At 54.4% G+C, this 14,669-nt stretch carries 13 protein-coding genes; 7 read left to right on the top strand and 6 right to left on the bottom strand.

Going from position 1 to position 14,669, the window contains the following annotated elements; genetic code table 11:
* Positions 1-5: 5 nt before the first annotated feature.
* Positions 6-1,364, bottom strand: coding sequence for a histidinol dehydrogenase (gene hisD / locus ACWAU4_RS12350; RefSeq protein WP_345868571.1), 1,359 nt, complete (start codon positions 1,362-1,364; stop codon positions 6-8).
* A gap of 3 nt (positions 1,365-1,367) precedes the next feature.
* Complete coding sequence (gene hisG / locus ACWAU4_RS12345) at positions 1,368-2,264, bottom strand: ATP phosphoribosyltransferase (RefSeq protein WP_025011635.1); 897 nt, start codon at positions 2,262-2,264, stop codon at positions 1,368-1,370.
* 550 nt (positions 2,265-2,814) lie between these two features.
* Between hisG and ACWAU4_RS12340 the strand changes: the two genes are divergently transcribed.
* Positions 2,815-4,755, top strand: coding sequence for an ATP-dependent DNA helicase (locus tag ACWAU4_RS12340; protein ID WP_317058276.1), 1,941 nt, complete (start codon positions 2,815-2,817; stop codon positions 4,753-4,755).
* Positions 4,756-4,875: 120 nt separating this feature from the next.
* Here ACWAU4_RS12340 and hemB read toward each other — a convergent pair whose 3' ends face one another.
* From hemB to ACWAU4_RS12320, 4 genes are all read right to left on the bottom strand, one after another.
* Positions 4,876-5,886, bottom strand: coding sequence for a porphobilinogen synthase (hemB, locus tag ACWAU4_RS12335; RefSeq protein ID WP_317058277.1), 1,011 nt, complete (start codon positions 5,884-5,886; stop codon positions 4,876-4,878).
* A 151-nt stretch (positions 5,887-6,037) separates the two neighbouring features.
* Positions 6,038-6,472: a hypothetical protein gene (locus tag ACWAU4_RS12330; RefSeq protein WP_052678927.1), complete on the bottom strand. Its 435-nt coding sequence runs from the start codon at positions 6,470-6,472 to the stop codon at positions 6,038-6,040.
* A gap of 44 nt (positions 6,473-6,516) precedes the next feature.
* The gene (locus tag ACWAU4_RS12325; protein ID WP_054745576.1) at positions 6,517-7,452 is read right to left on the bottom strand and encodes a zinc dependent phospholipase C family protein; all 936 of its coding nucleotides are present in this window, start codon (positions 7,450-7,452) and stop codon (positions 6,517-6,519) included.
* A 179-nt stretch (positions 7,453-7,631) separates the two neighbouring features.
* A complete protein-coding gene (locus ACWAU4_RS12320; RefSeq protein WP_025011632.1) occupies positions 7,632-8,927 on the bottom strand; it encodes an MATE family efflux transporter in 1,296 nt (431 codons plus the stop codon).
* A 169-nt stretch (positions 8,928-9,096) separates the two neighbouring features.
* Between ACWAU4_RS12320 and tsaB the strand changes: the two genes are divergently transcribed.
* From tsaB to fadD, 6 genes are all read left to right on the top strand, one after another.
* Positions 9,097-9,813 carry a tRNA (adenosine(37)-N6)-threonylcarbamoyltransferase complex dimerization subunit type 1 TsaB gene (gene tsaB / locus ACWAU4_RS12315; RefSeq protein ID WP_044734588.1) on the top strand — a complete coding sequence of 239 codons (717 nt, stop codon included), beginning with the start codon at positions 9,097-9,099 and terminating at the stop codon, positions 9,811-9,813.
* Between the two features lie 59 nt (positions 9,814-9,872).
* Positions 9,873-10,175, top strand: a complete 303-nt coding sequence (locus tag ACWAU4_RS12310) for a hypothetical protein (protein WP_454290282.1) — start codon at positions 9,873-9,875, stop codon at positions 10,173-10,175.
* Positions 10,162-10,869, top strand: coding sequence for a M50 family metallopeptidase (locus ACWAU4_RS12305; protein WP_144134980.1), 708 nt, complete (start codon positions 10,162-10,164; stop codon positions 10,867-10,869). The genes ACWAU4_RS12310 and ACWAU4_RS12305 overlap by 14 nt, the downstream gene beginning before the upstream one ends.
* A 126-nt stretch (positions 10,870-10,995) precedes the next feature.
* A complete protein-coding gene (locus ACWAU4_RS12300; RefSeq protein WP_190532227.1) occupies positions 10,996-11,841 on the top strand; it encodes a class I SAM-dependent methyltransferase in 846 nt (281 codons plus the stop codon).
* Between the two features lie 21 nt (positions 11,842-11,862).
* Positions 11,863-12,756, top strand: a complete 894-nt coding sequence (locus tag ACWAU4_RS12295) for an alpha/beta fold hydrolase (protein ID WP_317058279.1) — start codon at positions 11,863-11,865, stop codon at positions 12,754-12,756.
* Between the two features lie 204 nt (positions 12,757-12,960).
* On the top strand, positions 12,961-14,634 hold the full coding sequence (gene fadD, locus ACWAU4_RS12290) for a long-chain-fatty-acid--CoA ligase FadD (protein WP_109247944.1): 1,674 nt from the start codon (positions 12,961-12,963) through the stop codon (positions 14,632-14,634).
* Positions 14,635-14,669: the final 35 nt, after the last annotated feature.

Here is a 14,669-nt window from a genome sequence, read left to right as displayed (position 1 = left end):
GGTTGTTATTCCTCTACACTCGCCGACGGCGCGCTCAGTGATGAAACTCTCTCGGTTGAAGCTTCTGCTCCGGATACCCCAAGAGAGGCCAGACGCAGGGCAACGGCATTGCTGTGAGCGTCAAGTTGCTCCGCCTGGGCCAGGGTCATTACCGAGGGCCCCAAGGCGCACAGACCTTCAGCGCTCAGCTCCTGCACGGTAAAGCGGCGGCAGAAATCCGCCAGTGACAGGCTGGATACCGAGCGGCTGTAGCCGTAGGTGGGCAGCACATGGTTGGTTCCGCTGGCGTAATCACCCACAGATTCCGGGGTGTAGGGGCCGAGAAACACCGAGCCGGCGGCGCGAATTTGTGCCAGCAGCGCTCTTGGGCTGCGGGTCTGGATGATAAGGTGCTCGGGGCCATAGCGGTTGGAAACGGCTGCGGCCTTATCCAGTGAATCGAGCAGTAAAATACGGCTTTCGGCCAATGCCTGGCGGGCAATGTCGGCGCGGGGCAGGGCCGCAAGCTGCTTGTCCAGCTCTTGGATGACGGCTTTTGTGAGCGATTCACAACTAGAGAGCAATATCACCTGAGAGTCGGGACCGTGCTCGGCCTGTGACAAGAGATCGGCCGCAACAAAGGCTGGACTCGCAGTCTCATCGGCGATGACCAGCACTTCGGATGGCCCAGCCGGCATGTCGATACTGACTCGCGCCCTGGGATCCTGGGACAACTGGCGCTTGGCTTCGGTGACATAACGGTTGCCGGGGCCAAATATCTTATCCACCGGCGCTATGGTTTCCGTGCCCAATGCCAGCGCGGCAATGGCCTGGGCGCCACCGGATTGGTAAATCTCTTCGATGCCGCATTCGCTGGCGGCGTAGATGATGGCGCTGTCTATTGGTGCCGGGCTTATCAAGACCCGGCGGCGACAACCGGCGATTCGTGCCGGCAGCGCCAGCATCAACACAGTGGAGATCAGCGGCGCGCTGCCGCCCGGTATGTAGAGGCCGACGCTGTCTATGGGCTCACTTCGGAGCTCACAGCGCACTCCGGCCTGGGTATTGATATCCAAAGCCAGGGGTTGCTGCGCGCTGTGGAACACATCTATGTTGGCCATGGCGGTCTTGATGGCGTCTTTGAGCTCAGGGCTAACGTCCTGGGCAGCGGCCTTTATCTGCGCCTGACTGAGGGCGATATTCTCAAGGGGGATATTATCAAAGCGCTCGCTGTACTCCCTGAGGGCTTGGTCTCCCTTGGCGGCGACGGCCTCAATGATCTCGCCGACGCTTTGCTCGAGCGCTTTGCTGCTTACCAGAGAGGAGCGCTGGAGCGCGGCGGCCTGTTCGCTTTCGCTCAGTTTGTCCCATACCAGATACTGCATGCTTCACCCCATCATCTTTTCAATTGGCATCACCAGAATCGAGCTGGCGCCGAGCTTGGTCAGCTCTTCCATTGTGTCCCAGAATAGATCTTCTGTGCTGACCGCGTGGATGGCGACCCGGTTGCTGTCATCGTTGAGCGGCAACACTGTGGGGTTCTCGGCGCCGGGCAGCAGGGCAACAATCTGCTCCAGGGTTTCAGTGGGAGCGTGCAGCAGGATATATTTGCTTTCACGGGCACGGATGACGCCGTTGACCCGGCTCATTAGCTTGTCGATCAAGGCCTGTTTGGCCGGGGTTTGGGTTTGCTGTGATTGGATGACACAGGCCATAGAGCGGAAGATAACTTCGGTCTCGTACAAGCCATTGGCTTCCAAAGTGGCGCCGGTGGAAACCAGATCGCAGATCCCGTCGGCGAGTCCGGCACGGGGGGCCACTTCTACCGAGCCCTTGAGCATACAATCGCGATAACTTATGCCCTTATTTTGCATAAAACGGCGCAACAGGTTGGGGTAGGAGGTGGCAATTCGCAAGCCTTCCAGTGAGGCGGCGTCCTGATAAGGGAACTCACTGGGTACCGCCAGCGATAAACGGCAGGCGCCGAAGTCCAGTTGTCTGAGTTTGTTGCAGGCCGAAGGTTTGCCCAGTGTCTGCCGTTCTATCTGCTCCTCTTCCAGCACATTCTCGCCAATGATCCCCAAATCGACCACGCCATCCATGACCAGGCCGGGAATGTCGTCATCACGCACCCGCAGCAGATCCAGCGGCATATTGTCGGCGTGGGCTATCAGACGTTGTTCGTTGACGGTGAATTTTACGCCGCAGTTTTTCAGCAGTTGTTGTGATTCTTTCGAAAGCCGGCCCGATTTCTGGATGGCGATGCGCAGTCGATTTGAAGTCATAGTGGTCATTCCTGTTGGTCAATTCAATCTTGGTTAAAAACTCAAATCCGGAAACGAAAAACCCCCGGAATTCCTTCCAGGGGTTTTCAGATCTTATGAATCAACCGCCAGAAGGAATAAACCTTCGGCAGTCAGCTCCGAAGGCTACCGCTCGTGGTGGTGATGATGGATAGCGTTGCGAAGCTGTGTCATGTAATAAATCCTGTGATTTCACGCTGTAATTTGGCAGCGCATAAACATTCAATTCTGAGCCAATTCGGCTGGCGTGTTTTTAAGCTAATCCCTTTGGCTGGAATTTGCAACACCCAAAATCAAAAAATGTCTGCTGCTTGAAAAGGATTCATCAAGCGGCCCGCTTGGGCATAAGTTTGCGAATCGTTAGCTAAAGAGTTGGTGTAAGTGGCTATGTTAACTATGTCAGCTATATCAATGCCAACTATGCCAATGCCAACTCTGTCGGGTAGAGCGGCTTGGCGATAAGGTTTGTCCCTTGTATCCGTCACTCAAATAGCGATAATGCACGCCATACCCCAGGGCAAAATGGAGCACAATGCGTAATCGACTCGTCAGCGAAACGGCACTGGCCTTTGCCCCGGGCGGCCCTTTGGCCTCCAATATCAGGGGCTTCAAGCCTAGAGAGCAACAACTGGAGATGGCCAGCGAAGTGGCCCAGTTACTCCATGGCTCAAGCGGCGCTGCAGTGCCTTTGGTGCTCGAAGCCGGCACCGGGGTTGGCAAGACCTTCGGTTATCTGATCCCGGCGCTGCTCTCCGGCAAGCAGGTGATTGTCTCCACCGGCTCAAAGAACCTGCAAGAACAGCTATTCTATAAAGATCTGCCGGCCTTGCTGCAGATGCTGGATCTGCAAGTTCGGGTGGCGCTGCTCAAAGGGCGCAACAATTATCTGTGTCAGTTGTTGCTGGAGCAGCAGTTGGATGGGGCCCAGAGCCGCAGCCCGGAAGTGCTCGATGATCTGCTCAGGATAAATCAATGGGCCGCGGCCAGCACAGATGGCGATCTCGGCACTCTGGCTACGGTTTCCGAACAGTCGCCGGCACTGGCGCTGGTGGCTTCTTCGAAAGAGCGCTGCAGCGGCAAGCGCTGCGCCTTCTATGACAGCTGTTTTACCCGCAAGGCCAGACAGAAGAGCCTGGAAGCCAGGATTATCGTGGTTAACCATCATCTGTTTTTTGCCGACAGGATCCTCAAGGATACCGGCTTTGCCGAGTTGTTGCCCGATGCCGATGCGGTGATTTTCGATGAGGCTCACCTGCTTGCCGATATCGCCGTAACCTACTTTGGTCGCCAGCTGTCGCTCGCGACCATGCAGCGAGTGCTTGAGCGGGTGGAAGCGGTATATCAACAGGAACTCAGAGATACTTCACAACTGAGCGATCTCGCCAGGCGCTGCGGCTCCCGCCTGGCGGATTGGGCGCAGATGACCCAGGCTTCCGGGCAAAGCGACTGGCGTCCCTTGTTGGCCGATAAAGAACTTGCGAGGCAATGCTGGCAGCTGCTCGAAGAGTTTCGGGCGCTGGAGCGGGTAATGCTGGCCAATATCGGTCGCAGTGATGAACTGGATGATTGCCTGGAAAAATGGCTAGATTACTGTGGGCAGCTGGAGCAGTTTTTCAACTGTGAAGACCAAAGTGCGGCTTACAGCATAGAGCAGGGCAGTCGCCTGCCGACGCTGAGAATGGCGCCTATTGATGTTGCCAAGGCGTGTCAGGCGCTGTTTGAGGTGCAAACCCGATGGCTATTTACCTCGGCAACGCTACAGGTGAATCGCAGCCTGAACCATTTTTGCCGGACATTAGGGCTTAAGGGGGCCAGGGAGCTTATTCTGGACAGCCCCTTTGACTATCGGCGCCAGGCGATTTTGTGTGTCCCCAGGGAGCTTGGGGATGTGCGATCTGAAGGGGATTATCAGTTTCGGCGCCTGCTTGAGGTGTGCGAGCAGGCGATTAATGCGGCCAAGGGCCGAACCTTTATTTTGTTTACCAGTCACAGGATGCTCCAACGGGTGGCGCAGGCGCTTCATGGTCGCAGCCGCTATCCACTCCTGGTGCAAGGCAGCGCCGGCAAGCAGACTCTGCTGAAAAAGTTTCGTCAGCTGGGTAATGCCGTGCTGCTGGGCACCGGCAGTTTTTGGGAAGGCGTGGATGTGCGCGGCAAGTTACTCTCTTGCGTGATAATCGACAAACTGCCCTTTGTGTCTCCGGACGATAATCTCTATCGCGCCAGAGCCGCAGAGATCAGTAAGCGACAGGGTGACCCCTTTATGGAGTTGGCCTTGCCCCAGGCTGTGATAGCACTCAAGCAGGGTGTTGGGCGGCTCATTCGTGACGAGAGCGACCGCGGTGTGCTAATTCTCTGTGATAATCGCATCGTCAATCGCAGTTATGGTCAGGCATTTCTCAACTCCTTGCCGCCCATGTACCGAACCCGCAACTTGCAGTCTGCCTTGTCTTTTCTTGAAGGGATAGATTGATTAAAAACAGTTAGATACTGTATTTGATAGTATTAATTCAATTTTTGGAACAAATAAATTGATAGTAAAAAGGCGCCTAAAACTAGGCGCCTTTTGCTCTCTGTCTCTCTGTACTAGCTATTAGCCGCGATCTGCGGCCAGCCAGGAAGCAAATTGCTTGGTGTAGTAACTGACAATCAAGCTGGCACCGGCGCGTTTGAAGCCGACAAAGCTTTCGGTAACCACAGCTCTTTCGTCCAGAGCACCGGCCAGAGCCGCAAACTTGATCCCGGCATATTCACCGCCCACTTGATAAGCTGCCAAAGGCAACTCGGTACGCTCTCTCAATTGTGACAACACATCCAGATAAGGCGTACCTGGTTTAACCATCAGAATATCGGCGCCTTCCTCTTCATCGAGCAGAGCTTCCAACAGCGCTTGCCGGCCATTGGCGCTATCCAGTTGATAACCTTTACGATTGCCGCTGAGTTCACAATCTACCGCCGCCCGGAATGGGCCGTAGAAAGAGGAGGCAAACTTGGCCGAGTGGGCCAAAATGGCGACATTTTCAAAACCGGCCGCATCCAGGCCCTCGCGTATGGCCCGGATCTGGCCGTCCATCATGGCCGAAGGGGCCAGCATGTCGGCACCGGCGCGGGCAGCGCAGACAGACTGCTTGACCAGGTTTTCCACAGTCGCGTCATTACAAACTTCATTGTGCTCAACCACACCGCAGTGGCCGTGATCTGTGTACTCGCAGAAACAGATATCCGGGATCACCAGCATCTCGGGCGCTTCCTGCTTGATGGCGCGGATCATCCGTGCCAACAGGCCGTCATCGTTCCAGGTATCGCTGCCGATGGCATCTTTATGGTGTGAAATACCAAATGGCATCACATAGCGGATCCCGAGGGTCTTCAGCTCACGGATCTCAGCTGCAAGCATGCTCTCGGGCAATCGGCTGATCCCGGGAAGGGTGCTGATGGCCACAGGCTCAGTAATGCCTTCTTCGATGAACAGTGGGTGCACCAGATCTGCCAGGGAAACTTGCTGCTCGCGAACCAGATCCCGCATGGCTTCTGAGCTGCGAAGACGGCGAAGGCGACGAAGAGGTTTGGTGAAGCTGCCGTGACGGCAATGACTGTCTGACATGAGATTTCCTTTACTGCTATGGCGGGTGCCTGTTTGCCGAATATTGTCTCAAGACCCGGTAACCAGCACTAAGCTATTGAGGTTAAAGGGGCGCGAGCGCCCAAGTGCGCCTAGGATACCCTTTGCAGGAAACGCGATACTATGACAGGGATCACAGTTCATCCAGGCAGATGTTGGCAGGTGCAATACTAGTCTCACAGGGATGTGTTCCCTGTTGCCAATGCTGTTTGTCGAGCTTGGCGGTGCAGCCACTGTCTTCCATCAGGGCCCGCTCACCGTCTGCGCTGCAAAGCAACAAGAGGGCATGATCCTCGATACGAAACAGGTGCAGTTGGTATTGACTGAATGGCTCGAGCAGGGAGGCGTCATGGGCTGTGGCCAACGCCAATAAAGTTTGGCCGTCGAGGTTGGCCGGATGATTTTCATAACGTATGGTGGCTTCGGCCGCGCTGGTCACCTTGGTCAGTGCCGGTGCCAGTTGTTGGTATTCCTGATCATGCCTGTCACCGAGACCGCAGCCACCAAGAGTCGGTAGCAGCGCCAGCAGCAGGCAGACGATTGGGCCTTGATGGAAAATTGATTTCATCCTTGAATCCTTATCTACAAATAGTAGGTCGGCGCTAGTTCCTGTTAGGCCTGTTCCTGCCAAAAGGCCAGTTTACCTGCGGCATCCCGGCCCGTGTCCAAATTCCAATCTTTGATACTTTCCAGATAGGCGCTGTCTTGCTCCAGCACACCGCTGGCGATAAGTTGCCAAAAGTGTTTGACGTTTTCTCTGGCGCGCAGAAAAATTGCGTCATAATGCATCTCGCCCTCAGGGGTGGTCAGGGTTAAATACGTTTTTTCAATCTGCTCCTGCTCCGGGTAGAGGACGGCGAACTTAACGCCCAGGTGGCGGGCAAACGGCAGCAGTCTGTTGCCTTCCTCGGCAATCTTGTCCACCACAGTGATAAAGCCTTTATGCCAGTCATTGATGGCGGGCGCATTATTGGCCCATTCCTCTATATATACATCTTTGAAGCAGTTGTCCCACAATTTCTCTATGACAGGATCCAGTTTCTGGCCTGTGGCATCGCAGCAGGCGGCAATGCCGGAATCCAAGTGTTCGGACAGACCGATTGCCCCGAGATTGAGTTTGGGATAGATATAGGCATCCTGATGCATTTCACAATGCCTGTGGGCATCGGCGTTTTCTTTGTAGGGGCCTACTTTCATCTCAATAACCGGATGGACAGTGACATCTGTGATCACATGGGCACAATAGCCCAGCAACCAAGCCAGGCCCTTGTCGCGTTCTTCCCCTTCACTGCAGGCCAGGTGACGAACGCCGGCTTTGAGCATTTCGCCGCTATGCTGGTAATGCATCTTGTCGGCCCAACTTTTGGCCTGTTGGCGGTCATTGAGAGCGAGATAGGGATAATCCGGGCTGACAGCCCCGAGCTCGCAGTACTTGAAGTGCTTCAGTAAGGCGCGAATAGCGTCCTTGGGCATATGGGTAACCGCCTCCAGCTCAAGTGGCTGTCTGAGGCTATTGACCAGTGTGAGGTGTGCATAGGCGCCTGGCATTCCCTGGCCTCCAATCCTTTGCTGTTGCGTGCTGTTCCTTGAGGTTAACCTTAGCCGCTGAAGGTGAAAACGGCCATAGCCCGAAGCTACTATCAAGCGCAATTCACTCAAGAGTAAATCAGACTGGCCGCTTTCCTTGGTTGAGGCCTAGAAACCACCATGTCACCGCCCGAAAACAGCTAGGAAACGGCCGGTGAAGCCTGGGCTTTACTGTGGCGGATATGGCGCTCCACCAGAGCGCCTATCAGGTACATCATCAAGTAACCGCAGCCGAGGGCGAGGATCACCGCCACCACATTGGCCGTCAGTTGCCTGAGCAGGAAGAAGGCGCCTACCAGAGTAATGATGCCGGCCAGGCGGATCAGCAAACTGGCATTGAAGTAGCCTTCGGCTTTGATATAGGCCAGTTGATAACCGTTGAGCATCAGAAAAATGAAGAAAATGGCATAATGCAGCAGTACCGGCACGGCGCCGTGATACTGGGGCGGAAACAGCATTCTGAATAGACTCTCGCCGCCCAGCAGCATGACAACAAAGAAACTGATGCTGACAATCAGCGCCAGCTTGTAGAGCCAGTGTTTGATGGCGCGGATCTGTTCATTGTCCCGGGCGCGAACACAGACCGCCAATTCCGGCAATACGAAGCGGTAGATAGGGAATACAAACAGCAAGGTCATGTAGGTAAATACCGGCCTGACCACCACTTGGAAATCTCCCAGCTCTTCGACACTGAAATAACGTATGGTCAGCAGTACGGTAATATAGATCATCAGAATGCTGGAGCCTGCCTCGAGCGAGGCCGTGACACTGCGTTTCATAAAGCTCTTCAGCGCCGGCTCCAGATTGACCTTGGCGAGCGGCGCGGTAGCGATTTGACGCCGCCTTCTCAGATACATAAAGGCCGCGATAATCAAAGATGACAGCGTCGTGGCGTAAAAGAGTGCCCCCAGCGGCGCCATACTCAGCCCGTAGTAACACAGGGCAAAGGCCAGCACCAAAGACAGCGGCTCCATCCAGGTTACCTTGTTACTGATTTCATAGAGACGATACATGGCAACCAGGTTGGTAAAGTACACCTTGAGCCCCATGCTGACTATGATGCCCACCAGTTGCAGGTACTCCACATCTATGGCGAGTTTGTGCTTGATATAGGGCAGTATGATGCCCCAGGTCAGCAGCACTACAAGGATCAGCACATAGCGGAAAATATTGATGATATCCCTGTCGTTGCGGGTCTGGCTGTAGGACACCACCATAGACGAGCGAAAGCCTGTCATCAGGATCAGTGACAGCGAGATGATGTCGATAACCGTGTGGTAGATAGCCAGATCCGCCTTGGGAACCCAGCTTGCGAGCCAGACTTTAAAGGAAAACCCGATGGCTATGCTGATGAGCGTGGCCCAAATGCCGGCGACAAAGGCACGTTTCAACCGCGAAACTGCGGTTTCATTGGAAGACTGAGAGAGGCTGGACATAACAGACGCTAACCGAAAAGGGGACTCCATATTAGTTGAGAACTGTTCTCATTGTCCATGATAAGGATCACAAGGGCAGATCCGGGCTTGGTTTCGGCGTATTTGATGGTATGATCCCGCCGCTATTAACTCGCCGAAGGCCATACCTTCGCCCATCAAGGTTGAACCTATGACATCGACTACACTTGCCAATTCTCCTGTTATTCTGGCTCTGGATACCTGTACCGAACTCTGCTCAGCGGCGCTGGCATGGCAAGATGGCAGTATTGCGGAATCTGTCGATGCGCCCCGTGAACACAGCCAAAGATTGCTGCCCATGATAGAGAACTTGCTGAGCCAATCCGGGCTCAAGATGCAGGATATCGGCCTTATCGCCTATGGCCGTGGGCCGGGGAGTTTCACCGGTATCCGTATCTGCACTTCTATGACTCAAGGGTTGGCGCTGGGGCTGGATGTCCCTGTAATCGGCATCTCTACCTTGGCCGCTATGGCGCAGCAAGCGATAACTGAACATGGTGCGCAGCAGGTGATTTGTGCCATAGATGCCCGCATGGGCGAAATCTATTGGGCGGCGTTTGCGCAGGAATCCGGTATGGCCAAACTGGTTGGCATAGAGCAAGTGAGCGCCCCTGAGACAATGACCTCGCCCTTTGCCAATACGGACAAGGTGTATTGCTGCGGCACCGGGTTTGATGCCTACCCGGCACTTTTACAACATGCCGAAAACTTGACCTTGCTGGATGCGGTGAAATATCCTCAAGCCAGTGCTATGCTTGCTTTGGCAAGCCTAGGTTGGCAACAAGGGCAGGCCACCTCGGTCGACGAGCTGGCGCCTGTGTATTTGCGAGATACAGTTGCCTGGAAGAAACTGCCGGGAAGGGAATAGGGCTTCAGGTGGGTTAACTGCCTCAAGGGCTTGGGGCAAACGGGGATCAAAGCAGTATCATGATTATCAAGCAGACGGGACATCCGGGTGCAGTTCAAAGTCTGTCGCAGGCGGTAGCTGGCAACAGGCCTCCTGAGCGTGCCCAGCAAACCGTTGAGACTCAAGATGAAATCCTTGTCAGTCCATCCAGGCAGTTGGTCGAGTTTGACAGCCAAGCCCTTAACGACAAATACCAACAAAGAGAGCAGCTGAAGCGGGAAACCGCAGGTCATTCTGATGCTATCGCCCTCTATCTGAATACCCAACACGCCGCGCAGCGGGACGCTATCTCAGCCATGGTGGGCATAGATGTCTACGCCTGACAGTCCCGCAGCCGATAACGCTTTTGTAAAACCTTCCCATTCTCTGCCGTTGCCGGGAAGAGGCCAGTTTCTGCTGGAACTTTTGCTGGCCTTGATGTTGACTCATCTGCCCTATGTCTCTGTACCCTTCAAATGGTTGGAAAGCTATTTCCATGAATTGTCCCATGCGCTGGCAACGCTGTTAAGCGGCGGGATTGTCAGCCATATCCAACTCTTTCCCAATGGCGCCGGTTTCTGCTTCAGTCAGGGCGGCTGGCCGCTCCTTATCGGATTCAGCGGTTATTTGGGGGCGGCTTTTTGGGGCTGCCTGCTTTACCACCTGGCCACTTGGCCGCGGGGGATCCGTATAAGTTTTGCCTTTATCGGCGCCTTGGTGCTGTTCACCATACTGCTGTGGGGGCGGGACGTACTGACCCTGAGTATCCTCATTAGCCTGAGCGTTCTGTTTCTGCTGCCGCTGAAATTTGGCGGCAATCGATTGCTCAGCGGCAGCCTGCGCCTGGTGGCCTTGATGGTGATGCTCAATGCGCTTGCCAGTCCTGCTGTGTTGCTGGGGCTGGACGACAGGGGGGATGCGGTATTGCTGGCTGAGTACAGCTGGGTGCCTGCGTTCGTCTGGGTATTGCTGTGGTTCGCTTCCGGCTTATTGGCGCTACTGCTTTGCTGGCGCCGCATAGATGGAAAATCAAACTGATCCTTGGCAAGTCTGCCGCTCACTGTTAGCTTGAACTGCAATCTTATTTGGCACCAGTGCGTGCCAAAAAGTCGTTTCGGCGGGTCTGTTGCCGCAGCATAAATCCACATTCAAAGGAGAAGGGAAATGGAATACAAGCAATTTAATCGCAAGCTGGCAACGCTGCTTGGCAAGGCTTTGTTGGTGGCTGGCATGCTGCTTGGCAGCGGTGCGGTGCAGGCCGGCGAACCGGCTTTGCTGGAGGCGGTTAACAGTGACTTTCGCCGGGAAGCCAATGTCGAGCGCGACCAATATCGTCATCCAGAGCAGACACTGGCTTTTTTCGGGATCACTGCGGAGCAAACCGTGATTGAGCTCTGGCCAGGCGGCGGCTGGTACACAGAAATCCTGGCGCCTATGTTGGCGGACAAGGGGCAGTATATTGCCGCCGGTTTCAACACAGCGCCGCAAGAAGACACCCCGGGCAGCCGTTATCGGGCCAAAGCGGGCAAGCGTTATCTAGAATGGTTGCAAGCCCACCCCAAAGAGCTTGGCAAAATCGAACTGGTGGTTTTGGATCCTCCCGCACAGGTTAAACTGGGAGAAGATGCCAGCGCCGATGCTGTACTCACTTTCAGAAACCTGCATAACTGGGCCAGTCAGGGGCAACTGCAAACCGTGTTTCAGGCTGCCTTTAATGTGCTTAAAGATGGCGGCGTCTTTGGTGTGGTTGAGCACAGGGGCAAAGCCGGTAACGGCCCTGATAGTGGCTACATGATGCAGGATGAGATGATCGCACTGGCAGAAAAGGTGGGCTTCACCTTGGAAGCCAGCAGTGAGATCAACGCCAATGCCAAGGACAGTAAGGATTACCCCAAAGGCGTCTGGACCTTGCCGCCGACATTGCGACTGGGTGAGCAGGACAGGGACACTTATCTCAAGATAGGAGAAAGTGACCGTATGACACTCAAATTTATCAAAAAAGCGAACTGATACACTGACAACAGAGGCATTATGTGGCAACCTTCCGCCCCCGTAAAAGCACTGAAGATCCCGCTGCCGCACCTCACGCTGGCGGCCCAATGCTGGGGAGCGGAAGATAAGCCGCTGTTACTGGCATTGCATGGATGGCTGGATAACAGTAACAGCTTTGCCCCTTTGGCCGAAAAGCTGATGACCGATTATCGTATTCTTGCCATCGACTGGCCTGGACATGGTTTATCGGGTCACAGGCCAGGGCGTTATCCGCTGCACTGGATTGATTATCTGTACGATCTTGAGCTGCTGCTGGACAGCTTGGCCGGCGATGCACCAGTCACTCTGTTGGGGCACTCCCTTGGGGGGATCGTTGCCAGTGCTTATGCTGCAGCGTTTCCTGAACGAGTCGATAAGTTGCTGTTGATTGAAGCCTTCGCTCCTCTCTATGAGGCGGTGGAGCAGGCCAAACCCAGGCTGAGAAAGAGCTTTGCTGCCCACAAGCGTATGCTCGGCAGCAAACGTAGCCAAGTGGTTTATGACAGTATTGAGCCGGCCATCAAAGCCAGAGTGCAGTTGACCGGATTGGCCGAGCCCTGGTCCAGATTATTGGTGACGCGCAATATGCAAATTGATGCACAGGGTGCCAGTTGGCGCAGTGACCCAAGGCTGCGGCTCGACTCGCCGATGCGACTTTGTTTTGAGCAGGTAGCATCCCTGATGCAGGGGATCGCCATCCCCAGCTTACTTATCACGGGTGAACAGGGATTTCCCGGACTGGTGCATAGTTTGCCCCAGGCCCGCGCCTGGTACAGCGAGTTGCAAATAGTACAACTACCAGGGGATCACCATCTACATATGGGGAACGCCGATGAGGTAGCGCAAACTCTGGCCGGATTTCTCCAAGGTAGAAAATCCAATCCGGGGGACTAGGCAAATAAAAGCTTTTATGTGATGATGATCAAAATTTTAAACGCCCGTATGATTTTTGCGGCGCGAAAGTTAACTACCAAGAGTCGAGGCCAAAGGCCTTAATAAGAACTTTATAAAAATACTCAGTGCTTTGCTCGCAGACGCTGCGGGCTTTAACGACAGAGAGAGTCGTTTCCGCTGAAGACGGAATTTTAGGAGAGATTTGTGGACCAGCCCTGGATTAACAGTTTGCCTGCCGACGTGCCTGCCGAAATTGATGCCAGCCGCTATGCTTCCTTGCTGGAGATGTTGGAATTAGCGGTCAATACCTATGCCGACCAACCCGCATTCGTCAATATGGGCGCAACCCTGACGTACCGAAAACTGGAAGAGCGCAGCCGTGCCTTCGCCGCTTATTTGCAAAATGATCTCAAATTGCAAAAGGGCGATCGGGTGGCGATCATGATGCCGAACCTGCTGCAATATCCCATCGCCCTGTTTGGTGTGTTGCGGGCCGGCATGGTAGTGGTCAATGTCAATCCGCTTTATACCCCAAGAGAGCTCAAACATCAGTTGGTCGACTCCGGCGCCAAGGCGATAGTGGTGGTGTCCAACTTTGCCAGCACACTGGAGCAAGTGGTCGATCAAACTCCGGTCAAAAACGTCATTATCACAGGGCTTGGCGATCTCTTGAGTGCGCCTAAGCGTACCCTGGTTAATTTTGTGGTGAAGTATATCAAACGCCTGGTGCCCAAATACTCTCTGCCACACGCCATCTCTATGCGCCGGGCGCTTCGGGCCGGTAAAAAGGCACAGTATGTTAAGCCTGTGGTCAAGAGTGACGATATCGCCTTTTTACAGTATACCGGCGGTACCACTGGGGTTTCCAAGGGCGCCATGCTCAGCCATGGCAACATAGTTGCCAACGTATTGCAGGCCAACGGTGCTTATGCCCCTTTGCTCAACGACGGCAAGGAGTTTGTGGTAACCGCCTTGCCGCTTTACCATATTTTCGCCTTAACGGTGAACTGTTTGTTGTTCCTGCATAAAGGCGCCAATAACTTACTGATCACCAATCCTAGGGATATCCCGGGATTTGTGGCCGAACTCAAGAAAACACCTTTCACTGCTCTCACTGGGGTGAACACCCTGTTCAACGCCCTGGTCAACAGCGAAGAGTTTGCCGCTCTGGACTTCTCCCGCCTCAAACTCTCTATTGGTGGCGGTATGGCAGTCCAGCGCGCCGTGGCTGACAAATGGCAGAACATCACCAAGACTCGCTTGCTCGAAGGCTATGGCCTGACCGAAGCTTCACCTCTGGTAGCTTGCTGCCCTTACGATCTGGCCGGTTACAACGGCTCTATCGGCTTACCTGCACCTTCGACGCAAATTCAAGTGCGGGGTGATGACGGTCAGGTATTGCCTCAGGGTGAGACGGGCGAACTTTTTGCCAAGGGGCCTCAGGTGATGTTGGGATACTGGCAACGTCCGGAAGAAACCGCCAAAGTGATCGACAAAGACGGTTGGCTGGCCACAGGCGATATCGGCTATATGGATGAAAAAGGCTTTTTCTATATTGTCGATCGCAAGAAGGATATGATCCTGGTTTCCGGCTTCAACGTCTTCCCCAATGAAGTGGAAGAGGTGGTGGCCTTGCATCCCAAGGTGGTTGAAGTGGCCGCTGTGGGCGTGCCGCATGAGGTCAGTGGTGAACTGGTGAAGATTTTTGTGGTGGCAAAAGACAAATCTTTGACCGAGAAGGAGCTTATCAAGCACTGTCGCCATCATTTAACAGGATATAAGGTGCCGAAGCTGGTAGAATTCAGGGACGAATTGCCGAAAACCAACGTAGGAAAGATCCTGCGCAGAGAACTCAGAGATGAGGCCAAATCTGCATAATATAAAGAGCCGGCGCCAGCCGGCTCTTGTGTTTC

Source organism: Shewanella sp. FeAMO (assembly GCF_053653955.1).
The sequence above is the reverse complement of the archived record's forward strand: the minus strand, read 5'-3'. Positions and strand labels throughout refer to the sequence as shown.